This window comes from Gottfriedia sp. NPDC058432 (genome assembly GCF_042721555.1).
Taxonomy (GTDB): domain Bacteria; phylum Bacillota; class Bacilli; order Bacillales; family Bacillaceae_G; genus Gottfriedia.
Window position 1 is genome coordinate 134341 of the sequence record NZ_JBHXLC010000005.1, and the last position, 25139, is coordinate 159479.

Sequence of the window (25139 nt, forward strand, 5' to 3'; positions counted from 1 at the left end):
ACTAAATAAATTTGTTCATATAAATAAAATAAAAACGCCTCTTTGACATTAGCTTTTTAGTGCGTATACAAAGTACTTCAAACTTGATTTCAAACTAAAAAGCCCTCCTTGTAAGAGAGCTTTCAATAATTATTGAAATTTACTAAAAATGTCTTTCAAATACTTAATAACGATTGCGATTCCAGCAATGAAATAAAATGTTATTAAAATCCATCCAGTAGGATCGAGTCCAAACATTGTTATTAAAAACTTCAGTGGAAAAATGAAGTATAGAATATCCTTTAAATATCCTAGTATAAAAGATGTATCGAATGAACCTTTCCAGAATGAACGTATAAATGCTATTACAAAATCAAGAAGCATTAATCCAGTAACTGCCCAAATAGTATATAGCATCCAATCCGCAAGTCCGAAGCCTAAATCCATAGTTATCACCACCTTACATCATACTATTCAAAGTAAATAGGCTGGTGATATTAATTCACTTAATTTTCAGATAATATTTTTTATAGCTTTTAAAGACCATTGTTCTGTTCTTTATCCTTGTGTTTATCATATTAATTTAATAAGAGATTAATTGCTAAAATGAGTCTTTAGTTCCCACTTCATATTTACTAAAAATACTCTTTTACTAAAATTTATTATATGGAAAAGACAGACCATTACACTCTTCAAATTTCTTAAGCAATCGTTGTTTTCAGCTACACAATAGCCCAACTAAACATACCCAAGTTCCCCCATCTGTACTTGAACATAAAATATTAGTAAAAAAATATAGAAGGGGAGAAATAGTAGTGGGATTATTTATCAATAAGAATGAACACCCTGATGTCTTTAAAAATAGTGAAACAATACAAACACCGAATCAAGGACTTGTTCGTCATAATTACTTAGCTGAACTAATGGAAGAACAACAAAAAAATAACATGAGCTTAGAAAAATCACTCTCTGAATTAAAGCCACGATATGAGCAATTAGAAGAATTGCAAACAAATCAGTGGAATCATGTTAAAAATCAAATAAGTAGTCTCATAGGGAGTAACCGTGAGCGTGAACAATTTGAAAGAATCATGATTCAGCGGTTAAATACATCAGACGCAAATGAAAGTCTGGAAAAACAAACGTTGATTACTCAAATGATTAGTTTAAATGAAGCTTATACAGAATTAGCAAAGCGATTGGAAAAAAGTGAAACTGATAATCAAGCTCTCTCATTACAACTTGATAAGCTAATTGAAAAACAAAATGAAGTAGCTCATGGATTATTACAGCAAGAGGAATTTCAGCATGGGGTTTTAGATCGCCTTGATACTCAAGAAGCAATGATGGATAGAATCTCTCATCAACTCAACAACTTACGCTCGATTATTTTTGAACGAGCAAGCTATATCACGACAAAACTTGAAGACAGCTATAAACTAACAACTGACTATATTTATAAAATTATAAATGGATCCGATAAGCCAAAATCCTATACTACTTCAGTGAGCAATAAAAAAGAGGAAAAACAAAAACAAGCAGACTAAAAATATGGTAATTCTCAAATAAAGGATTGTTCGAAAACACTTTTAGTTTCATTAGATCGAATTTTAAAAAAGCTTCTCGAAGTCTATAATTAGACTTTATCGAAAAGCTTTTTTTATGTTCACTTAAAAGTAGACTAATGCGACTTTTTCTTTCTCTTCTAAGTTTTCAATCATTGAATACCAAGACTCTGGCTTATTTGGTAATACTGTATAATAACGCTTTAGGAACTTTACGATTAAGTCCGATTGAAGTTCATTAATCTCCCCATCCATAGGAAGGAAACAAAGATCTAGACCTGTTACCGCTTCACCGTCATTGTTCCATGATGGGTGAATATATTCAAAATCTAGACGCTTATAACCAAGGTGAGCTAAAACTTCTCGACGAACATATGGATTCATTGGTTTAACGCCGCCAAACTCATGGTGTTCTACTCGATATGGATCGTAAATTTCAGCAAACATACCTGATAATTTTTTATTATTTTCAGTTGCTAATGTCTGTAAATCTTCTAATCTATTTTGTGCCAAATAAGGACCGATTCCTAAACCAGCTTGGCCTATTATTGTAAAGTCAGTCATAGCAACATTAAAATCATCATAATAGCGATATTCTGTAGCACCTACTACTCTTTCTTCATGGACAGCAACAAAAACACGAATTCCTGGATCCTCCAAAGGCTCTTTCCAAAGATCGAATTCTAATACTTCTTCTGGGGGAAATACATCTTGCATTAATTGATGCATTTGTTTAAATAATGGGTCATTGATATTTGTAATTCTTTTATATTCCATTTTCTTTCTCTCCCTTTAATTAGAATGTTTAAATGGATTTTTCCATTCCATTAGAGTCCCATAATTACATGATTCTTCGTCCTCTAAATAATTAGCTACTACCTTAACCGGGGTACGACCACATCGCAGTAAAAAACTAATAACTGGATCCTTTAGCTCCCCTTTTATTACAGCGTCTAAGTATTGTTCGGGTGACAAGTTATTCGCCTCTTTATGAAATCCTGGCATTCTGCCTCCTCCGAGCAATCTTTCCAAACCAAGATGTACAACAACATCATACATCGAAAACATTAGCCATTTACCTAAACCTAATTTTCGATAGGATGGTCTGACGCCGATATCAACGACATAAAGTGTATTACCGTTTGGGTTGTGGTTACGAATATAACCATGATCAGTAACCTCTTCCCACGAATGGTCAGGATGGCTAGGATCGAAATGAACAAGTAGACCTGTCATCGAACCCGCCATTTGACCATTTACTTCCATACATAAGGCTCCCTCTGGAAAAAGTGTTACATGGTTTTTAAGTTGCTCCTCATTCCACCATAGTTCCGATGGGAATGGTGGAGGAAAGCTTTCTTGTTGAATACGGATTAAATCAGTAAAGTCATTCTCATTATAATGACGGATTACCACTGGGACTGGTTTGTCCTGGTCGAAAACAAAAAATTCCTTTCGATACATGTGCTAAACCTCTCTTTTCTATTAAAGAATAAGTTTACCAATCTGGATAAAGATCTGTACGTCTATCACGCCATGTTGTAACGGATCCTTTTTCCCTAACTTTGTATAATAAATCTAAATTAAGATCGGCTGTAACAATCATATCTTGATTCATTTCACCTTCTACCATAATTCCTTTTGGAGGAAATGGGATGTCGTTTGGAGTGATTACAACTGCTTGACCGAAATTTGCACGCATAAAATCAACAGTTGGAAGTGAACCAATCGTACCTGTATTTACAACATATACTTGATTTTCAATTGCTCTTGCATGACATGTATAACGAACTCGGTGGAACCCATGGCGATCGTCTGTGCATGATGGACAGAAAATGACATCTGCTCCTTTTGCTTTAGCCATTCGAACGATTTCTGGGAATTCAATGTCATAGCAGGTCAACATCGCAATTGTTCCTTTATCGGTCTCAAAAACCTCTAGACCGTCACCTGCACTCATATTCCACTCATTTACCTCTGTTGGTGTAATATGTAGCTTTGCCTGCTCACCAATTCGGCCATCTGGATAGAACAAATGTGCAACATTATATAGTCGATCGCCTTTTTTTATAACATGCGTTCCTCCAATAATGTGCATATTGTATTGTTTTGCCAACTTTAAAAATAAAGAACGATATTGCTCAGTAAAGTTAGGTAAATCTTGAATCGTTAATGCCTCACCTTTTTCATTTCCAATTGACATAAGTTGGGTTGTAAAAAATTCCGGAAAAATGATAAATTCCGCTTCAAATTCCTCTGCTGTCTTAATATAATGCTCGACTTGATTTTCAAACTCTTCAAAGGAGTTTATTGTGTGAAGATGATATTGAACGGCTGAAACTCTTAATTGCATATAATCCCCCTCTTCCCATTAACTCTTTATCTCTTACTATTATTATTGAATAGATAGAAGGAACGGGCAAGTATGTACTCTTCATTACATCTATAAAATAACTTATTTATCACTATTTACTTAATATTTCTACACTTCCATCTTTATGTAAGGTGATAACGAGATCAGTCATTCCAACAAATAATCCGTTTTCTACCACTCCTGGAATTAAATTGAGCTCTCTTTCTACTATTTGAGTTTGAATATGATTAGGTAAGCTGCAGTCAAAAATATAGTTTCCGTTATCAGTAATAAACGGAGTCGCTCCATTTAAACGAAGTTCTGGACTTAAACCGATTGCTTTAATATGTTTCATCGTCATTTCCATGCCAAATGGAATAACTTCTACTGGAAGTCGGAATTTACCTAATCTCTCTACCATCTTAGTTGGATCTGCTACTACTATAAATGTTTTAGCTGCTTTCGCAATGATTTTCTCTCTTAACAGTGCGCCTCCCCCACCTTTAATTAGTTCAAAGTTTGAATTAATTTCATCGGCACCATCAATTGCAAGATCAATCTGGTCAATTTCACTAAAGTTTACTAATTGAATACCAGCCTCTTTAGCAAGCTTTTCAGTTTGAATGGAAGTCGGAATACCCTTTATCTGCAGTCCTTCCTTAACTAATTGCCCAAGCTTTTTTATCGTATAAAAAACTGTAGATCCCGTGCCTAAACCAACGACCATACCATCTTTTACAAATTCTGCTGCCTTTTCTCCTACTATTTGCTTATCATTCATTTTTACACCTTCTATTTTGTTATTCTATTTCTTAATTAGTATAAGTAATAATTCCAAATTTCATTTTTCGATAGGATGTTCAATTTAATAGTACTGTATAAAAATATTTTGAATAAAGAATTTTAATGAAGAAAAACTAAATGAAAAAATACTAGGTAAGGTGAAGACTATATGGATGTCCCTAATTTTATTCTTAAGTTTTGCATCATTTTAATGATTTTACCTGTTACGATCGTGTGTTGTTATTTTGGTTACTTAGATAAAAACTACCAAATTGTTATTTTCGGTTTTGCACTGCTATTATTTTCAATAATTGGTAATTACTTTATCTTTATAAAGGGCACTAAAAATAGTAATTCGGAGCAATAAGGAACCGATTTCTAGTAACTTCTAACTTATGAGAAAAACCGACCTATTTGGAAATTCAATCGATCGGTTTTTCACTAAATTTTTATGAATTTTTCACATTAAAACCAACTAATAAAAGGTGGAATGCTTTGCGGAAATTTAAATAGATTGAATGGATCATATTCTCGTTTCACAATTCTAAGGCGATTTAAATTACCACCATAATATGCTGTTGGCCAATTTCTAATAAACCGATCAGGCCAATTTACGTAATCACCAGTAGTATATCTTGATAAGGCATTCCTTAACTCTTCGACCCATTGATTGTTTTCTCGTTCTTCTTCAGGTGTGCTCCAATTAGCAAGATATTCTTGAGCGATAATGGCATCCCTGTAATAGTAGGCTGTTTCATTTGGCCTAATTCGCTTTACTGCGCCTCCAAGAGATTGGTGCCATATGCTAGAATTTCCATTTGGTGTATTTTCTAAAAAACTTTTCATAATCAAGATTGCTCTCTTTGGAAAAGTTTGATTTAGAAAAGATCCTGACCTCTTTTTATAAGCTGGTACATTACCACTTGGATCATCAAAGAAATGCACAGCTTCTATATAAGGTACTTCCTTTACCATTACGTCTATAGGTGAGCCAGTTTCTGTTAGTGGCCGAAGCAGTTCATTCAATTTTGTTGCCGGGCCTACAAATTCCCCTTGAGCAATAATTTGATTTACTTCCCTAGATTTAAATTCAATTTCTGAAGTTAGCTTGTTATCCGTGTTAATTGCCCAATTTTGCCAGGCATCAAAAGCGGCTTCAAAGTCTTCCCACTCCCATATAATCGAGAAAATTGAAACAGTTGAAATTGGGTGCACTTTAAATTTAAGCGACGTGACAATACCAAAATTCCCGCCTCCCCCTCCACAGCAAGCCCAAAAAAGATCACTATTCTTGTTCTTATTTGCTTTAATGAGTTTAGCTTTCTCATGTCCATTCGATACAACGATTTCTACTTCAAGTAGATTATCACATGTAAGACCATAAAAGCGCGAAAGCATCCCGATACCACCGCCAAGTGTAAGTCCTACAAGACCAACACTACTTTCAGTGCCTGCTGGGATTGTCGTACCATTTTCCCATAGTATATTATATACCTTCCCTAAATCAGCCCCGGATTGTATTTTTGCGGTCATGCTTTTGCAATCTACACTAACCGTATTCATTTCACTAACATCGATCACAAGACCACCATCTACAAGTGAAAAATTTTCATAGTTATGCCTGCCACTTCTTACTCTAAATGGCATATTATTTTCTTTCACCCAGTTCAAAGCATTTAATACATCTCGTTTCTTTTGACAAAATACAATGATTTTAGGGAATTTTGGATTGTTTAAAGTATTGTTTGTTCTAGCCTGTTCATAATCTGGATTATCTGGGGTAACAATCCTTCCAGTAAGTTTTGTCTTTTCCAAAAAATATACCCCCTTTCAACATACTGTAAAGAGAATGCTATATTCTATGAAAAAGCTCCTGGAAAAGACACTTGTCTAAATGTATTCACTATATCCGCTCATTTTCTCTTTTTTACAATCATACGCAATCCATCTTTCGGCCGAAGTGTAATCAGTGGTTCTGTCTCCACTTTATGATGATCATGGGCTAGTTCAATCCTATAATGCTGAACGATTGTTGCTAATACTAAAGTAGCTTCCATAATTGCGAAATGATTTCCAATACAAACACGAGGCCCACCGCCAAAAGGAAAATACGCATATTCAGGTACACCTTCTACCTTTCCATTCTTAAACCGCTCTGGAAGAAACTCTTCTGCATGTGAGAAATACTTTTCAGAATGCTGCATGATATAAGAACTCATCATGACTGTCTCACCTTTTTGAATTCTATAATCTCCAATGCTGACATCTTCTATTGCTTTTCTACTAATAAGCCATGCAGGAGGATATAGCCGGATACTTTCCCAAATGATTTGCTGAGTATAAATTAAATCTTTCATAGAATGATAGTCTGCTCGTCTTTTGCCAAGAACACGATCTACTTCTTCATATAATAATTTAGCTTTGCCAGGATGCTGAGATAAAAGATATAAGCACCATGATAATGCATTTGCTGTCGTTTCATGACCTGCAAGGAAAATCGTCATTGCTTCATCCCTTAATTGTTGATTCGTCATGCCTTCATTAGACTCTTCATCCCTTGCTTGCATTAGTAGTCCTAGTAAATCATCCTTTGTTTCTATGCTATTTCTTTTTTCAATAATTTCATATAACACCTTATCGATTGCCTTAATAGCCTCCGATAAAGATTTATTTTTTGGCGTATTCAGTTTAAGCGGAGCTTTTAAAACTGATCGAATTCTCTTAGTTGCAATATCCATAATAATGTCAAAGTGTTTCCCAACACGATCATGTCCTTGATTCAGATCCATACTAAACATAGTTTTAGCAATAATAGCTAATGTAAGCTCCATCATATCTCTACTAATGAGACGCTCTTCATCATCCTTCCAAGAACTAATAAACTCTTCTGTGAGCAACGTCATATCCCCTGCATAGGATTGTATATGTTGCTTCGTAAACGATGGCTGAATTAAACGCCGCTGCCTCATATGTACTTCATCTTCACTCGTTAATAATCCCTCACCAAGCAAGGTTTTCATCTCTTGAAATGGCTTTGATTTATGGAAAGAATGCTGCTTAGTTACTAATACCTCTTTTATTAAATCGGGCTCTAATAGCAGGTTTATTTTACGATGGGCAAATCGAAATGACACAATTGAATCATGACTTCTATAAAGTTCGGTTAAAAAAAATATTGGATCCTTCCGAAACTCATTCAAATGCCCTAAAGGTGAATACGAAGCCAGTCCTTTTACTTCAAGCATAAAATTCACTCCATTTCAGGAAATTTTAATCATAGGATACTCTTATTATATTAGGATGTGGAGGAAGCTAATGCTTTTTATATTTTGATATACTTGTACTTAAATTTAGCAGACTAGTATTTTAGGATTTTTTTAGAACTAAAAAAAAGACTGCCTAATTTAGACAATCTTTCAGTTATTATACGTTAAGATGAAAAAATTGGTACAAACCTTGAAAGGATTGAATCCTGTATTATCCAGGACTCAATCCTCTTAATTTTGTCTTAAGTCGTCTTCCGCTTAGCTCTAAAGAAACAACAAACATTTTTCTCATTCAATAATTCCGATTTCTTGAGCCATCTGGACAGCTTCTTCCTTGTTACGCACCCCTAACTTTGTATAAGCCGTGGAAGCATAGTTTCTGACCGTTCCATTCGATAAATATAACCTTGATGCGATTGTATTGTATCGTAGTCCCTTTGCTACTAGCTGCAATATTTCTACCTCTCTAGCTGTTAGCTCATAAGCAGTTGCTTTTGATTGTGGTGTCTCATTTTGCGCATCAAACTTCTCAAATATTTTGTGAGACATTCCCTGATCTATCAGGGTCCCACCTCTATGAATAAGTCGGATCGCATTAGCTAGCTCCAACGTTTCCATAGATTTAAGTAAAAAACCATTCGCACCGTTACGAAGGGTGTCCAACGCCTGTTCTGTATCCTGAAACGTTGTAAAAATTAATACGCGGATATGTGGCCATTGTTGCTTAATCTTTTTGGTTGCTTCAACTCCATCCATGTGCTGCATATCTAAATCCATTAGAACAATGTCGGGTTGAAAGCGCCCGCATAAGTTGATGGCTTGCTCGCCATCTTCAGCCAAACCGACTACATTTAAATCTTCATATCTTTCGAGAAGCGTCCTCAAACTTTCCCGAACAAACGGTTGATCGTCGACAATTAACAAACGAATCAATCCATCATTTATTTCAGTTTGTCGCGGTATAGTACATGTAACAAGCATTCCTTCATCTGGCTTTGTATAGACAGACAATTGACCTTGCAAATTCATTGCCCGCTCTTTCATCGCTTTAATACCGAAGCCTTCCTGCCATTCTACATTTCCCTTACCATTATCTTGCACTTCCAACCTAGTAAATTGTTGTTCAAACTGCAATGAAACTATAATTTCATTTCCCTGACCATGACGTACTGCATTTGTAAGCGACTCTTGTAAGCAACGGATAAATGCTATTCTCGCTTGCTGAGACAGTTCGTATTCCTCTCCAAATGCTCGAAAGCTTACATTCACCCGAGCATACTCTTGAAATTCAGCTCCAAGATTTTGTAGAGATTGAATTAAGGAAAGCGATTGACACGGAGAATCCATTTGATGTAGGTAACCTCTCACGTCCCCAATGCTTTTACGTCCCATTTCAAGCAGAGAATCTAGCTTCTCTATACCCTTTTCAGAAACAAGTTCGGTACGCAGCGTTTCCATACCCAAAATAATGGAGGTATAAGCGTGACCAACTGTATCATGAAGCTCACTCGACAGCCTACTTCGTTCCTCTGCAAGTGTAATACGTTCGATCTGAGACATATATTGCTCAAGAACAGCGTTTTGTTTAGAAATCGCTTCATTTTGCTTATGATTGACGATTAATAAATGAAAAGCGAATCCCATTACATAAGCAAATCCGTAGTAGGTGACCATAATCCAATAGCTATTACTTGGTGCAACCGCATAGAAAATTCCAGTTATAATAAAAATTGTTGTCGGAGCTGTCCAATAATAGGACAAATGCCTACTATTTGCTGCGATAAGAAACACCGATATAAGAAATGTGTTGTTAGCTTCTGGAAATAAAGAAGTTAAATAGATACATAGTCCGCCATATAGCAATATTTCTGTGAACAAGTAATATTTGTAATTGAACAGTAAGGCTACCCATGGAATAGAGAAGGCAACAACCTCCCAAGGAATAATAATCCAAAGTGGTAATGTTAAACCATCCTGAAAATTTAATGTAGCTAGGATGATAGACATACTAACAAGTAGACGGATTCCTAACATAATCCAATCATACCAAAACCAATACTTAACCATATTCAACAAGTCATTTACCCCCTAAGTAGCCTTCCTTCTTACTTCCTATATTATAGAATAATCTTCCTCGCATTTTTATAACTTTTAAGTATAGGCCGCAAACTTCTATCGATTTAGCTGTCGAATCATACTGCGTGTATAACCTCCAATTTTTTTTGCCAGAACATCTACTATTTTAATGCTTATGGCGGTAGTCACTATACCAATAGACATTACAAGGAGCGACTTGGCCAAAGTATCGATCTTCATGAAAATAATATTCATGTCGATGTATTGATACAGTAGTGGTGCCAATAGAAACATAAGTGGCATTACATATAAAATGACTGCACTAATGAGACTGAAAATTCCAATCACAAATTTCCGCATTAACCAAAATACAGCAGACCAGCTGCGACGATTCGTAAGCCCTAATTTTACTTGAGCCCAGTCCGATGTATCTATTGTTACACTTCTATTGTAAGAGTCTGTCGAAATATCAGTGTAAATTTTCGTTTGTATGCGCTCGAATTGGATAAAAGATGTGGTAGTCTGAAGTACGCGTATAATTAGTGGAATCCCGACTACGGTAAATGAAAGGGTCAAACTCAATAGTAAAGCTACGAGATAAAAACAAAAATAAAACAGTCCTGTAACAAAAGTTAGCAATAAAAAGTAACCATTCTGGATGAATCTTAATTTCATAAGGTTCATCACTCCTCTCCGTTTGATAACAGCATCATACTGCTGACTTTGTCAAACTCACTAGTGTAAAAATGTCATATGACATTTTTATATAATGCTAAAAAAGTAGAAGCAGCCTACTCCTTTTTAAAACAAGATGATTTCCTCTACAAAACAATCCCGTTCTTGACTCTGCAAGAAGGGATTGTTTTGAACTCTTATTTAATATGCGATGGACTTGTTTTTCGGATATGAAAAATTATATCGAATTGCTCAAGTAATGAAGTATCATTATATAACGAACTATTCGGGATGAGCTGTCCCCCTATACTCAGTAATGGCCTCTTTTCTCTAACCCATTTCTTTGCTTGACCATTAAGGTGACGATTATCTAACAAAAACATATTATACGGGACTTTTCCAAGGATAAAATTGAAACTATTCACATCTTGTGGAATAGTATCCGTTGCAATCTTACCGCCAGTGGAAGGACTATATTCGCTGTATAAGGTGAATTTCCCCTCCGTAGTTGTACTACCAATTGAGACATAATTATTGTCTAAACGTTCTTTCAAAAACTGTCCAGCAACATTAGGGTATAATTTCTCATCGATAATACCTTTGGCTATGTGAATATTGTGTGCCCAAACCATAGTTTTACCGCCAAATGTCTCTTGTGCCCACATTGCATGATCGGCTAAATATTGATCGTGTAGTTTCACCATACTTGAATAATCATTAGGAAGTAGCATTGTGGTAAATTCCTCTATTACATTCGCCGTCTCTTTCACCCAGATCAACTCGGATGAAACTGTCTCTGTGTTTGCATGTTCATTTTCATCATTTAACAATTGGACTACTTTCTCAGCATTTGCCTTGAATTTATCTTTTGTTTTAGTATCAAGCTGCATATATTCCTGTATACTTCCAGTGTAAGAAGAAAGCTCTTTATAGTTTTCTTCTACTTCTGCAAGCAAATCTGGTCGATGTAATTTTACATAATCAATTACTTTATTAAAGACACTTTGGTCCATTGTTTTTAAGTCAAGTCCGATAAATTGGATTTTCTTTTTATTGGATGGATCAGCATTATAATCTTTCATCCACTCAATCATGGCTATAATTTCATCAGTAGGATATAACAATTTTAAAAATTCCCTAGGGTTTCCTTTTCCTGTTTGGATATATTCATTTAGCTTTAAGCCGTTTCCCCAATCTTCTTCCATTCCGAAATTCGTAAAACCCATCTCGGTAACCAAATATTTCACAAGGCGAAACTTCATGGTGAAAATTTCAGAGCTTCCATGAGTATTCTCTCCTAATCCTACATATTGTGCGCTCCCAATCATGGTCTTAAGTGGTTTTAAATCGTCAAATGGTTTAGACGGTTCTATCGTGTTTAATGGCTTTGCCTGTGATTGTATTGATTTAACGATATTATTTTGGAATGGTTGAGCTGAATCTTTTACTGTTACCGTTTGAGCTTTTACTTCTCCAACACATCCAGCGACTAATATAGCTGTACTAACCATTGCACAATACATCTTTTTCTTTTTCTTATTCATTTTCCTCACCTCAATTGAATTTTTTCAAAAGCAAGATTGATTCATGTACTTACACGGACTCAATCAATTGCTTTTATTCAATTGTTAGTGCTTCAATATCACATTTACTAGTTACATATTGTCATAAGATTAACATTACACTTCGTAATATCGGTTTTATCAGTATTTTTTTGAATATTAAACTCTATTTTTACTTCCTATTAATCCTTTCAATATTCGGCTAAACTGCCACTGTCTTTCAGTGCAATAAAAAAAAATCGAATTACATTCGATTTTTTTTGTACAACTAAATTCTTCTTGATATAGACTCATGCTTTCATTTACAGGTCTTATTTTTCTTAAAACAAATGAATGTTTTCCTTCTTACATGCTTCTCGTATTTCATCAGGCCATACAGAAGATTGAACTTCACCAATATGCGCTTTACGTAAGAAAAACATGCACATTCTTGATTGCCCAATACCGCCACCAAGTGTTAGTGGAAGCACTTCTTCTAAAATACCTTTATGAAAATCATACTCGCGTTTGAAATCTTCACCTGTCTTCGTTAACTGCTCATCAAGTGATTTACGATCAACACGGATACCCATTGATGATAATTCAAATGAAGATTGCAATACTGGATGCCAGAATAAGATGTCTCCGTTTAATTTCCAATCGTCATAGTCAGCTGCACGTCCATCATGTTTTTCACCAGAACGAAGTACATCGCCAATTCCAATAATAAAAACTGCACCGTGCTCTTTTGCAATCGCATGCTCACGATCTTTCGGTGTTAATTCTGGGTATTTATCTTCTAATTCTTGGGCTGTGATAAATACGATATCTTCTGGTAAATACTTCCCAAGATACGGATATTTTTCAAATAAATGATTTTCCAAATCTTTGAAGATTCCATAAATTGTTTTTACGGTTTCTTGTAAATAATCTACTGTGCGCCATTCTTTTTGTATAATTTTTTCCCAATCCCATTGGTCAACGTAAATTGAATGAGTTGCATCAAGTTCCTCATCACGGCGAATCGCGTTCATATTTGTATATAAACCTTCACCAGCTTCATAACCATATTCATGCAGTGCAAATCTTTTCCATTTCGCTAGTGAGTGAACAATTTCTAACTCTTCTCCTGAATGAAGCATATCAAATTCAATTGGGCGTTCTACACCGTTTAAGTGATCGTTTAAACCTGATTTTTTTGTTACGAATAATGGTGCAGATACGCGGAACATTCCAAGACGTTTTGATAATTGGTCCTCAAAAAATGTTTTAACTTCCTTAATTGCGATTTGTGTCTCTCTTACTGTCATTAATGATTGATACATGCCTATTTCCCCCTAAAATGTTTGGATGTAGTAGAAAAAAGCAACAAAAAAAGCCCTTCTTTCCCAAAAAACTGGGACGAAAGGCTTTAGTTCCGCGGTACCACCCAAATTAGCAACAGAGGTTGCTCACTTATTTTAGTACGGAGATTAGAGAGATCTCGATACTGTTCTTCTTTAACGGCGAAGTTCACGGCTAAGTCTACTTTCCTCTAAAGGATTTCGGTTAGCGACTCCAGGAGGTTCTTCATAATAGGCTTCGTATCAGGCTCACACCACCCCTGACTCGCTTTGTCTACGTCCTACTACTACTCGTCCTTTCACAGTCGTTATGTTGTCACATCTCTGAAACATTTTATTAATGATTATTTTATAGATAAAAATGAGAAAGTCAACATTTTTTTCACTTTTTATTTTATTCTAACAAATAACTAAGATCATGATTTGGGCTTAAATTGTTCTCTTTTACGTTTTTTGCCGCCAGTAATAAACCGATGAACTTGTAGTTTTAAACATTGTAATGAACCCTTGTTTCATGGATGGCTAACGCACTCCGTTTGTATATAAGGTCACTGGTTTAGTTACATAATGTTATTAAGTATTTATTACTTATTAATTGGTGATTTTTCTTTTTCCCAATTTGAAGGACCCTCATTTTCGGGTAAAAATTTTCTCCAATATTCACCAGTTTCTTTATTAAAAATAATGACATTATTAGCGTTTACTGGAATCATTTCGTATTTATAATCATTTGAAAATTTGGATGTACTATTTTTATTATTTGAAAAAGTTAACATTATAAATAACCCTAAAATAGCACAACCAATTATAATTGAAACACCCATAAAAGCTGAATTACTTTTCATTTTCCACATCTCCATTTTACAAAATTTAACAAATTCTATTGCTTACACATTCTATAAAACAGTTGTTTTATCCTCTTTCCTTATTGAACTAACTGCCATTTACTTGAATAAAAAAAAATGGGTAAAATACAAAAGATTTATCAGACAAATGAAAAGAAAGGATGATGAAGATGGAGAATTCAAAGAACAAATCCACCAAAACGAGCATTAATTGTCCAAACTGTAATTCAAACATTTCCATTAATGACGAGTATTCAAATAGTAGTAACGTAATTCAAGAACATTATGAATATGAGTGTCCAAATTGTGGAAAGCCGGACCTTTTTTATAATAAAAAATAAATTTTAAAAACGACTCTTAGAGTCGTTTTTTTAAATTAAACATAAAAAGTAATTGCAATTGCACCCCTTTTCCCGATTCTTTAATTTGTTCTGTTTCACTAATATTTCTTTATCTTTCAATTGAATACTAAAAGGCTAAATTGCATTTTTTGGCACTATCAAATTTATTTCATAAATAATAAAAAAACAGAAACCAGCCACTTCAATCGACTGTTTCTGTTTTTAAATATTATTTCCCTTTATTACGTGTCATTACGTCAAATACAACTGCAAGAACAAGAACTGCTCCTCGGATGATGTATTGGTATGAAATATCAATACCCATTAAGTTCATCCCACTTGTTAATGAAGCCATTACGAATGCACCGATAATAGTACCTGTTACTTTACCAACACCACCAGCAGCAGAAACACCACCTACATAAGCTGCAGCAATTGCATCTAACTCAAACATTGTACCTGCTTGGGGAGAAGCAGATGCAAGTCGAGCTGTAAACAATACGCCTGAAAGGGCTGCAAGCATACTCATTGAACCGAATACAATGTAAGTGATTTTCTTTACGCTAATTCCACTTAACTGTGCTGCTTCAGGGTTTCCACCAACTGCATAAATGTGACGCCCTAAAGGAGTTCTTGTTGTAATGAAATGGTAGACTACTACAACAATAAACATGATCACAGCAGTCCAAGAAATTCCTTGATAGCCGGCAAGAATATAGCAAATGTAACCAATGATACCAGAAATAAACAATAATTTAATAATTTGCATCGGCATTGAAAGTACTTCAAAACCGTACTTTATGTTTACGTTTCTCTTTTTAAAATCACTCCAGATAAAAAGAATGATAGAGATCGCACCAATTAATAGTGTTGATATGTGTAAACCATTCAAATTTCCTAAACTAGGAATATAGCCATTTCCAATCGCCTTAAAGCTTTCGTTAGCAACGATGATCGTACCAGTTTTAACAAGAGACATTAGTAGTAATCCCTTGAATATTAACATGCCTGCTAATGAAACTACGAATGAAGGAATTCCTAAATTAGCAACAAAGAATCCATTAATTAGACCAATAATAGCGCCAAATACTAGAACTGCAATGATTGAAATCCAGACTGGCAAACCATGTGTTAGAAATAGAGCAACTACTGCTCCTAGAAAACCAGCAACGAAACCAACTGAAAGATCAATATGTCGAATGACGATTACTAATGTCATACCAACTGCAAGGACTGCAACATAACCTGTCATATTGATTAAATCACTTAAGTTACGAGATGACATAAATAATCCATCTGTATTTAACGTAAAAACTAACATTATTACTGCAAGAGCTATATACATTCCATATTCACGGATGTTTTTTCTTAATAACATGCCTGCTTCTTGAAAAAAGTTCATTTTATTCAACCTCTCTTAAACGGTAGCTAGAGCCATAACGCTCTCTTGAGTTGCTTCTTCTCTTGATAATTCCCCGGTTATTTTACCTTCTGCCATAACATAAATTCGATCACTCATACCAAGGACTTCTGGAAGTTCAGAGGAAATCATGATAATGCTCATGCCTTGTTCAACCAGTAGATTCATAAAACTATAGATTTCAAATTTTGCACCTACGTCTATTCCACGAGTAGGTTCATCGAGAATTAGTACATTCGGATTTGTAAATAACCATTTACTCAACGATACTTTTTGCTGATTACCACCACTCAACTTCCCTACAATTGAAGTAATTGATGGAGCTTTTATGTTTAACTTGTTTAAGTAATCATTTGCAACGACAATTTCTTCATGTTGATTAATTACGCTTGACTTGGAAATTTCAAATAAGTTCGTAATCGAAATATTATTTTTAATATCTTGTTCAAGGATCAATCCGTCGCCTTTACGATCCTCTGTTACATAAGCTATTCCAGCTTTTATTGCATCTTTTGGATGTTTAAAACGCTTTTGCTCCCCTTGCACTAAAACGGAACCATCAAGTTTGAAATTTGTCGGATTTCCAAAAATACTTTTTGCTAGTTCTGTTCGACCTGATCCCATCAATCCAGCAATACCGATAATTTCGCCTTTTCGAACATTTAGATCAATATGATGAAGAATCTTACGACCTAATTTTGGATCGTACACATTCCAGTCTTTTAATTCTAATGAAACTTCACCAAACTTTTGATTTGGACGCTTCGGATAAATATCATCAATTTCACGACCAACCATATGTTTGATTATTGTGTTTTCGGTGATTTCTTCTTTATTTAAAGAGCAAATTGTTTTTCCGTCGCGAAGTACAGTAACCGTATCTGCAACAGCAATTACTTCTTTAAGTTTGTGCGAAATCATAATACAAGAAATTCCTTGATTCTTTAGCTCTCCCATCAAGAAAAGTAGGTTTTCACTATCATCTTCATTTAAAGCAGCCGTAGGCTCATCGAGAATAAGCAATTTAACATCTTTACTAAGTGCTTTTGCTATTTCAACCAGTTGCTGTTTCCCTACGCCTAACTCTTTAATTTGCACTTCCGGATTTACATCTAGCTTTACTTTTTTTAGCATTTCGATTGCTTTAACAATCGTTTCATTGAAATCAACAGTTATTCCCTTTTTAATTTCATGTCCGATAAAAATATTTTCGTAAACGGACAGCTCAGGAAAAAGAGATAATTCCTGATAAATGATTCCGATACCCTTTTTTTCACTATCACTTATTTTTGAAAACTTTTGAACTTCGTCTCCAAAAACAATATCACCTGTATAGGTTCCAAATGGATAAATACCACTTAATACTTTCATTAAAGTCGATTTTCCAGCACCGTTTTCACCGACTAAACAATGTATTTCCCCTTTTCTAACCTTGAAGTTAACATCGCTTAATGCCTTCACACCTGGAAACTCTTTTGAGATATTTCTCATCTCTAAAATAAATTCACTCATATGATCCGTCTCCCGAATTTGCCATCTACTTGAGTCATTGATTAAATTGAATAATTAACAAAATAGTGACGGTTAGACCATCACTATTTTGCAAGTTCTTTCTTCTATTAATTACTTCAATCCCGTGAAGTCAGAAGCGCTATAGTATCCAGAATCAACTAAATCCTTCTTCACTGTGCTTTGGTCAACAACAATAATATCTGTTTGTTTTGTTTTGATATCAGCTTTACCGTTGTTTGTAACGCCTGAAGCATCAGGTGTTTCATTTTTTAAGATTGAAGTTGCAGTAGCGATTGCATCTTTAACTAATGTACGAACGTCTTTGAAAACAGTCATAGATTGTTTACCGTCAATAATGTACTGTACAGATGCTTTTTCAGCATCTTGACCAGAAATTATATATGAAGTTACATCTTTATCTGCTTTAAATGTATCTGCGATTGAACGAGCAGTCCCGTCATTTGGAGCAAGAACTAATACATCGCCTTTATCAGCTTTTGTAGCTTTTGTTAAGTTAGATGAAGTTAAGTTTTTAGCTACGTTGAAATCCCAGTTAGTTGTAACTTGACCGATAATTTTTGCTTGCTCATCACGAGTTAAATCAGCCTTAGCTTTTAAGCTATTTGCAGCTGCTGAATTCTCAACTTTGAAAGTTCCATCAGCAATTTTTGGTTGAAGAACTTTCCAAGCACCTTGGAAGAATAAGAATGCATTGTTATCAGATGCAGCACCAGCGTATAGGTATAAAGGTTGACCTGATTTCCCTGAAGCATGATCTACAAGATATTGTGCTTGTGCAGCACCTACAGCAACGCTATCAAATGATACATAGTAATCAACTGCGTCAGTACCTGTAATTAAACGATCATAAGAAATTACTTTAACACCAGCAGCTTTTGCAGCTTCAGCTGAAGCAGCAGCAGCAGCACCGTCTTGAGGACAAATAATTAAAACTTTGATGCCTTTTGCAATTAAAGAATCAACGTTTGCTTTTTCTTTAGCAGAGTCACCTTGTGAGAATAAAATTTCAACTGAATAATCTGTATCTTTTAAAGCATTTTTAAAGCGAGTTTCATCTTGAGTCCAACGTGGCTCATCTTTCGTAGGTAAAACGATACCAATATCGACCTTACCATTTTTACTTTTCTTACCAGCAGAAGTGCTATCACTTGATGTTGCTGAAGATCCACATCCAGCTGCAACAAGAGTCATTACTAAAAATACTGAAATTATTGCAAAAATCTTTGATAACTTTTTCAAAGTGTTTCCCCCTTTTTTTCTGGTTACGCTTACATAAATAAGGTTATCACGATTTTTATTGGAAACGCTTACCCATTTCCTTCACTCTTTTGTCTATTATCTGCACTAATTTACCTCAACTCAGAAAACGTTTACATTCAGAATATTAAAACTAGCATTATCTTAACTTTGGGACATATTAGTACAGTTAATTTCGATTTAAATCAAAAAAAGAGTCAAACAGAAAACTCAATAAAAGTATTTACAAATTAATAAAGCAATTCGTAAATACAGTCATTAAGTATGTCGTTAGACTCTTTTATTACTAACTATTCAAATAAAATAATTAATCGTTTATCAGTTCACATTCAAGTATTTTTCCCTTTAAATATTCATTAAAACTTTCTTCCTATATTCCTTAGGAGATTCATTCGTACATTTTTTAAATACTCGACTAAAATAATTTGGATCATTATAGCCAACTTGGTAACAAATTTCTTTTAGATTCAATTCTCTTTTTTCCATTAATTGTTTTGCTTTATTGATTCTCAAATTCATTAAATAATCACTGAAAGTCTCACCTGTTTGCTTTTTAAATAGTTTACTAAAGTAAACTGGATTCAATTTTAAATAGTTGGCCACTTGCTCAAGTGAGAGATCCTCTATGAAGTGATGAGCGATAAATTCCCTTGCCAATATCATCAGATGATTCGTCTTAATTTCTTTTTCTCGATCAATCTTTGTAATTAAATTAATGATTTGTTGCTCCACAATCATCTTCAATTGATTGATTTCATTCATGTCTGGAATATGAAATTTCTCAACTTCAATCGATGAATTACGAAGAGATTGGAAAATTTGATTAAATAGTGAATTTAATTCCGTTCTAACTTGCGAAACATCATAATGACTAAATCTTTCATACAAATTATTAAATTGATTCATAACGTCTTCTAGATCCGCTTTTCTAAAAGAATCAATTAAAACTTGTTTTTCCTCGTCTGGTATACTGATAGAATGACTTAATGAATGCTGATTAACACGTGTTAACTCATCACATTCTAAACTTGCATGAAATGCCTCATTATATGATTGTCGTAACCCTTCAATCCCTTGCTTTAAAGACCCAATACCAATCACTGTTTGATAACCAGTTTGATTTTCTATGTATTCAATCGTTTTTAAAGCATCTTGATAGAGTACAAGTGTTTGAAGATCGGCTTCTCGGTTAGGCTGTACTGGAATAAATATGGCTAATTGACCATCTACAACAGGGCTGATTAAACAATTCCTCGAAGATTTCATAAAGTGTCTAACACATTCATAAATTCTCCTTTGTTCTTTGTCATTTTGACTAATTTCTTTAGGCAATTTAATCACACTTGCATAACCTAACTCGATTTCAAATCCGAGAATGCTAGAAAGTTGGGACATATTTAGTTCTTGAACAGTATTAAACATTAACATTAATGTATATTCATTTTCAGTGAGAGGACGTATAATCGATAAATTTTCAATAGCCTCTAATTCTTGTAATCTTTTCTTATGATCATCTTCTATTTCATCGATCATCTTCTGAAGTAAAGAGATGATATGATCTCGTTTAGCAGGCTTTAATATATAATCTTTAACACCTAATGAAATGGCTTCTTGTGCATATGTAAAGTAGTCATATGCAGTGACAATGAATATTTTTGTATCAGGTAGTTTTTGCTTTATAACCGAAACAGCTTCAAGCCCTTGAATACCAGGCATTTTTATATCCATAAAGATAATATGAGGCTGGTATTCTATTGATTTTTCAATCGCAACTCGTCCATTTTCAGCTTGTTCAAATTGAAATTGATTAGGCATTGATCGATTTATCATCAATTCAAGTCCCTCGCGCTCTAATGGTTCATCATCAACAATTAATAAACGATACATAGTTACCTCCTTTAATTTTAAAATTTTGATGAGACAGGAAGCTTTAATATAATGGTTGTCCCTTTATTTATTTCACTTTTGATATCAACAATATCTTCTTCTCCATAAAAGAGGCGCCAGCGTTTAAACACATTTGTTGTACCTAATCCAGTTGAGCTTTTTTGAGAGATGATCGGCATAGACGATGTTAAGAGAGCCTCTCTAGTCTCCTCTTTCATACCAGCACCATTATCATAAATTTCGGTGTAAATATATTTTTCAGAATTCTTAATCGTAATTCCTATTACTGCACCTTGCTCCATCCCTTCGATACCGTGTATAAATGCATTTTCAAGAAGTGGTTGCAATGTTAAACAAGGAACTTTATGTCCTAAACATGATTCTTCTATATTTAATTCGAAGCGTACACGATCTCTAAACCTCGCCTTTTGAATCGAAAAATATTCTTCAGCATTCTTGATTTCTTCCAAAAGAGTGACAGGCTCGTCTAGTTTTCGTAAATTATAACGCAGCAAATTCGAGGTCGATACTGTTAGATCACTCGTTTGCTCAGCCCCTTCTATATAAGCTAACTTAGATATAACGTTTAACGTATTGAACAGGAAATGCGGGTTGATCTGACTTTGTAAGGCTTTTAATTCAAGTTCCTTTACAAGTCGGTCCTTTTCTACAATTTCGATATTTTTAATCATTAAATTACTTAAATTCTTTGACATTTCATTGAGGATTTTCCCAAGAATTCCGATTTCATTGTTTTGATACAATGTGGGAGGAGCAACATTAAAATTACCTTTACCAATTTGTTTAGCCATATAAACTAATCGATTGATTGGAATGACGATACTTCTAGACAACCATATTGCAAAAACAATACTAATGATAGTCGTTATAACGAACAACTGGACACCTAATTGATTCATAGACTGAGTATTTGCAATAATCTTTCGAAAAATAGGCTGATAATTACTAAGCTCTAAATCAACTAAGTTTTGACTATCCTCTCTAATAAACCCTGATATCTTCTCTATATCCCGGTATTGATCTGTATAACTTGAAAAATTTTGAGAGACTAAATTATCTGTAATTGATGATTCTAACTCTAGAAAAGAATCAATCATATGGGTAAAGTTTTCTAACACAAGTTGATTATTTTTAGTAGCATTATGTGTTAATAATTCTTTTTTTAATTTTTGTAAATTACTTTTATGTTGCAAAATCGATCGATAGTTTTTTGGCTGTGGATTAATAATATAACTACTTACCAAACTTAAATTCTCTTGGGTTTCAGAAGAGATTTGTTTATATAAAAATATTTTATTAATCATTAAATTATAACTCTCTTGAACCTTCTTACCATTTTCAAATATAAAAAATGAAACTAGATTTAGTAAAATAACTAAAATAGGAATAAAAATAAATAACTTTGTCCTAATTTTCAACGTTTCTCCTCCTGATCAACGTTTCTTTAGTCACCACCTCGGTTGGTGTAAAATTTTCTTTATTAATAACTTTTCCATGTAACGAATCAATTAATAATCCGACAGATTGAACGCCCATTTCATATGGCTTCTGAATAACAGTTGCTTTAATCGCATCATCTTGAACTGCTTGGAGTGTACCTTCGATATTATCAAATCCAAATATCTCTACTTGATTTAACTTTAAATTTTTTGATGCATTCAAAATGCCAATCGCGTCTAAAGCACTTGTACCAACCATAACTGAAATGTCTTTATTATTACGTAACATACTTTCAGTTTGAAGCTTTGCTTGAATAATCGATATATTAGAGGACTCAATATCCTTTACTACTAATTTAGGATGCTTTTTCACAATACTTAAAAAGCCATTTAATCTCGCCTGCTGACTTTCTGATTTTTCACTCCCTATAATAACGCCAATTTTTCCAACACCATTCGTTTCCTCTACGACAACTTTTCCTAACTGCTCTCCTGCGCTAAAATTATTTGTACCAACATAAGCAATACGCTTACTCTTTGGCGCATCTGTATCAATTGTAATAACAGGAATATGTTGTGAAACCGCTTTATTAATTACGGGCGAAAAAGTATTCTCATCAAGACTTTGTACGATAATACCGTCCACCTGAGAAGCAATTGCCTTTTCTAATAATTTAATTTGTTCTTCCGGACTTGTACGTAAAGGACCGATATATTCAACATTTACTCCAAATTTTTCTGCAGCAACATCTGCCCCTTCTTGTACTTTCCTCCAATAAGGATTATCAAACTCCTGCGAAATAAGGACAAAATGGAGTTTTTTCTTCGGTTCTACTTCTCGATCCTGTAGTTTTTGAACTGAATTTTCAATATTTCTAGCATTTATTTCAAAATGAATAAGTACATAAACAAACAATAAAAAAAGTACGCTTAAAATAATCGACCACTTTTTCTCTTCCATAACGTCCTCCAGTCCTATATTAAAATAGTACATTTTGATTATACAGTTTACAAGACTATTAAACTTTACAATTTTTTCCCTTTTATTTTATTCGAACGAATGAATCGTTTAATAAGGAATTTTGTAACCTCAAACTACCATTACTAAAAAAACGTTATATTGAGATTTTTTCAAAAAAAAAGATCCGATATGAGACAAGATCTGTTTGAAAAAATATCAAAGCTTACCAATCCCTTTTTTTGATCAAAAAACACATGGTGAATTAATTAAATCGCCTACCTGAACTGAATTCAACCTAATCAGATACCCGCCATATAAAAGGATTCCAACAAGGCACAAATTCATAATAAATGTAACAATCGGTGTAATCATGGCAATCACACGCGCTGCTTTTATTGCACTTTGTGAATAATCTTTATTTGCATTTTTTAATTACTTCGTTTCGTAATCAGACCTTACAAAAGCACTAGAAAATACGGTGACGCTGGCTTAGGCTTATCAATTACCCAGTCAATTGCTAATGCTCACGGCGGTAATATAATAGTAGAAAGTAAAGTGTTTCAGGAAAAGGTAGTACTTTTATTGTTCAATTGCCGATTTGAATATGTAATTGATTTTTTGAAAATTGAAATGTACTTCCTCATAACTGCTTCATGAGGAAGTTAAATAGCTAAATGTTGAGATATACATTCTCATGACTGCTTCATGAGGAAGTTAAATAGCTAAATGTTGAGATAAGCTTCCTCATGAATGCTTCATGAGGAAGTTAAATAGCTAAATGTTGAGATATACTTCCTCATGACTGCTTCATGAGGAAGTTAAATAGCTAAATGTTGAGATATGCTTCCTCATAACTGCTTCATGAGGAAGTTAAATAGCTAAATGTTGAGATATGCTTCCTCATAACTGCTTCATGAGGAAGTTAAATAACTAAATGTTGAGATATACTTCCTCATAACTGCTTCATGAGGAAGTTAAATAGCTAAATGTTGAGATATGCTTCCTCATGACTGCTTCATGAGGAAGTTAAATAGCAAAAAATTGAAATGTACTTCCTCATAACTGTCTTTAATAGAAATCAACCTTAACCATGATAATGTTGTTGAACACTAATTGACGAACTCATTTTTCAACAGTTTAAAGCCACCTTATAAGGTGGCTTCTTTATTTTTCAAGCGAAGTACCAGACCTACATAAAAAAGGCTAGCAATAAGCACACCTTCTTAAACACGGATATAAATTTAATCTAATTATGATGGAGACGGAAATCTTGCCGCTTCAAAATGCGTACTAACCTCACCATCAACATTTGTATCAATCGTACCAGCTATGCTACTTTGAGCAAAAACCTCAACCTTATCCATAGCATTAAGTTTCGCGATTGTTGAGACATTTACAGTATTTCCAAAGAGTATTGGACCAAAGAAATCATTATCAATAGCGATTGCAGGTTTTCCATTTACGCGAATTTCGATCCGTACTCTATAATCGACATTGTTGTTAACAGGGAAAAAAGTAATCGTTCCAGAAACTAAATAGACCCCATTATTTCTTGTTCTAAATATTGAAGTAAACGGATTATATTCATTTGCTAAATCAAATTGTTTTTTATTGTAGTTTACTTTTACAAAAGTATTTTCGGGCACGGTTTGAGTTACATTGCTTACAGCTCTAAAAGCCGATGCAATATTAATATTCTCTTTATTCTCATTATTTTCTTCATTTGAATCATTTGGTTTTTTCATTTTTGGAGGCACAATTGTCACTTCACTCTCTAATAAACTCCTATCATTATATTTAGAATAGACTTAAGTGATTGTATGCTTGTCCATGAGCAATAGCTATATTTGATTT

Annotated in this window: 22 protein-coding genes and 1 other annotated feature; of the genes, 2 read left to right on the forward strand and 20 right to left on the reverse strand. The window is 34.0% G+C overall.

The genetic code is table 11. The annotated features are described in order from the left end of the window. Positions 1-129: 129 nt before the first annotated feature. A complete protein-coding gene (locus ACFWM3_RS07540; RefSeq protein WP_056468064.1) occupies positions 130-426 on the reverse strand; it encodes a hypothetical protein in 297 nt (98 codons plus the stop codon). A 368-nt stretch (positions 427-794) separates the two neighbouring features. Here ACFWM3_RS07540 and ACFWM3_RS07545 point away from each other — a divergent pair, with 368 nt between their 5' ends. After that, a complete protein-coding gene (locus ACFWM3_RS07545; protein ID WP_390310921.1) occupies positions 795-1526 on the forward strand; it encodes a hypothetical protein in 732 nt (243 codons plus the stop codon). Positions 1527-1649: 123 nt separating this feature from the next. Here the strand turns inward: ACFWM3_RS07545 and ACFWM3_RS07550 are convergent, their stop codons facing one another. The 4 genes from ACFWM3_RS07550 to rpiA form a co-directional block, all read right to left on the reverse strand. Then, complete coding sequence (locus ACFWM3_RS07550; RefSeq protein WP_390310922.1) at positions 1650-2321, reverse strand: GNAT family N-acetyltransferase; 672 nt, start codon at positions 2319-2321, stop codon at positions 1650-1652. Positions 2322-2336: 15 nt separating this feature from the next. Then, positions 2337-3008, reverse strand: coding sequence for a GNAT family N-acetyltransferase (locus ACFWM3_RS07555; RefSeq protein ID WP_056468055.1), 672 nt, complete (start codon positions 3006-3008; stop codon positions 2337-2339). Positions 3009-3042: 34 nt separating this feature from the next. Continuing rightward, entirely contained in the window at positions 3043-3897 is an 855-nt protein-coding gene (locus ACFWM3_RS07560; protein WP_390310923.1) for a carbon-nitrogen hydrolase family protein, read from the reverse strand. 112 nt (positions 3898-4009) lie between these two features. Next, positions 4010-4678: a ribose-5-phosphate isomerase RpiA gene (gene rpiA, locus ACFWM3_RS07565; protein WP_390310924.1), complete on the reverse strand. Its 669-nt coding sequence runs from the start codon at positions 4676-4678 to the stop codon at positions 4010-4012. A gap of 171 nt (positions 4679-4849) precedes the next feature. Here rpiA and ACFWM3_RS07570 point away from each other — a divergent pair, with 171 nt between their 5' ends. Continuing rightward, a complete protein-coding gene (locus ACFWM3_RS07570; RefSeq protein ID WP_056468048.1) occupies positions 4850-5047 on the forward strand; it encodes a hypothetical protein in 198 nt (65 codons plus the stop codon). A 98-nt stretch (positions 5048-5145) separates the two neighbouring features. Here the strand turns inward: ACFWM3_RS07570 and ACFWM3_RS07575 are convergent, their stop codons facing one another. The 15 genes from ACFWM3_RS07575 to ACFWM3_RS07645 form a co-directional block, all read right to left on the reverse strand. Further along, a complete protein-coding gene (locus ACFWM3_RS07575) occupies positions 5146-6495 on the reverse strand; it encodes an FAD-binding oxidoreductase (protein ID WP_390310925.1) in 1350 nt (449 codons plus the stop codon). A gap of 98 nt (positions 6496-6593) precedes the next feature. Beyond that, positions 6594-7925 (reverse strand): cytochrome P450, encoded by a 1332-nt coding sequence (locus tag ACFWM3_RS07580; protein WP_390310926.1) that lies wholly within the window; start codon positions 7923-7925, stop codon positions 6594-6596. Positions 7926-8234: 309 nt separating this feature from the next. Continuing rightward, on the reverse strand, positions 8235-10022 hold the full coding sequence (locus ACFWM3_RS07585) for a response regulator (protein ID WP_390310927.1): 1788 nt from the start codon (positions 10020-10022) through the stop codon (positions 8235-8237). Positions 10023-10118: 96 nt separating this feature from the next. Continuing rightward, a complete protein-coding gene (locus ACFWM3_RS07590) occupies positions 10119-10697 on the reverse strand; it encodes a sensor domain-containing protein (protein WP_390310928.1) in 579 nt (192 codons plus the stop codon). A 197-nt stretch (positions 10698-10894) separates the two neighbouring features. After that, positions 10895-12241: an erythromycin esterase family protein gene (locus ACFWM3_RS07595; protein ID WP_390310929.1), complete on the reverse strand. Its 1347-nt coding sequence runs from the start codon at positions 12239-12241 to the stop codon at positions 10895-10897. Positions 12242-12579: 338 nt separating this feature from the next. Next, positions 12580-13563, reverse strand: a complete 984-nt coding sequence (gene asnA / locus ACFWM3_RS07600) for an aspartate--ammonia ligase (protein ID WP_056468033.1) — start codon at positions 13561-13563, stop codon at positions 12580-12582. 69 nt (positions 13564-13632) lie between these two features. Next, positions 13633-13893: a binding site (T-box leader), on the reverse strand. Positions 13894-14165: 272 nt separating this feature from the next. Continuing rightward, positions 14166-14426, reverse strand: a complete 261-nt coding sequence (locus tag ACFWM3_RS07605; protein WP_056468030.1) for a hypothetical protein — start codon at positions 14424-14426, stop codon at positions 14166-14168. A gap of 570 nt (positions 14427-14996) precedes the next feature. Continuing rightward, positions 14997-16169 carry a sugar ABC transporter permease gene (locus tag ACFWM3_RS07610; RefSeq protein ID WP_056468026.1) on the reverse strand — a complete coding sequence of 391 codons (1173 nt, stop codon included), beginning with the start codon at positions 16167-16169 and terminating at the stop codon, positions 14997-14999. Between the two features lie 15 nt (positions 16170-16184). Next, entirely contained in the window at positions 16185-17699 is a 1515-nt protein-coding gene (locus ACFWM3_RS07615; RefSeq protein ID WP_390310930.1) for an ATP-binding cassette domain-containing protein, read from the reverse strand. Positions 17700-17810: 111 nt separating this feature from the next. Beyond that, the gene (locus ACFWM3_RS07620; RefSeq protein WP_286131601.1) at positions 17811-18959 is read right to left on the reverse strand and encodes a sugar ABC transporter substrate-binding protein; all 1149 of its coding nucleotides are present in this window, start codon (positions 18957-18959) and stop codon (positions 17811-17813) included. 363 nt (positions 18960-19322) lie between these two features. After that, a complete protein-coding gene (locus ACFWM3_RS07625; protein ID WP_390310931.1) occupies positions 19323-20864 on the reverse strand; it encodes a response regulator in 1542 nt (513 codons plus the stop codon). Between the two features lie 17 nt (positions 20865-20881). Beyond that, positions 20882-22303, reverse strand: coding sequence for a sensor histidine kinase (locus ACFWM3_RS07630; protein ID WP_390310932.1), 1422 nt, complete (start codon positions 22301-22303; stop codon positions 20882-20884). Then, positions 22293-23285 carry a sugar-binding protein gene (locus ACFWM3_RS07635; protein ID WP_056468015.1) on the reverse strand — a complete coding sequence of 331 codons (993 nt, stop codon included), beginning with the start codon at positions 23283-23285 and terminating at the stop codon, positions 22293-22295. Before ACFWM3_RS07635 ends, ACFWM3_RS07630 begins: the two co-directional genes overlap by 11 nt. 243 nt (positions 23286-23528) lie before the next feature. Then, a complete protein-coding gene (locus ACFWM3_RS07640; protein WP_390310933.1) occupies positions 23529-23657 on the reverse strand; it encodes a hypothetical protein in 129 nt (42 codons plus the stop codon). A gap of 878 nt (positions 23658-24535) precedes the next feature. Then, on the reverse strand, positions 24536-25030 hold the full coding sequence (locus ACFWM3_RS07645; RefSeq protein ID WP_390310966.1) for an ABC transporter permease: 495 nt from the start codon (positions 25028-25030) through the stop codon (positions 24536-24538). Positions 25031-25139: the final 109 nt, after the last annotated feature.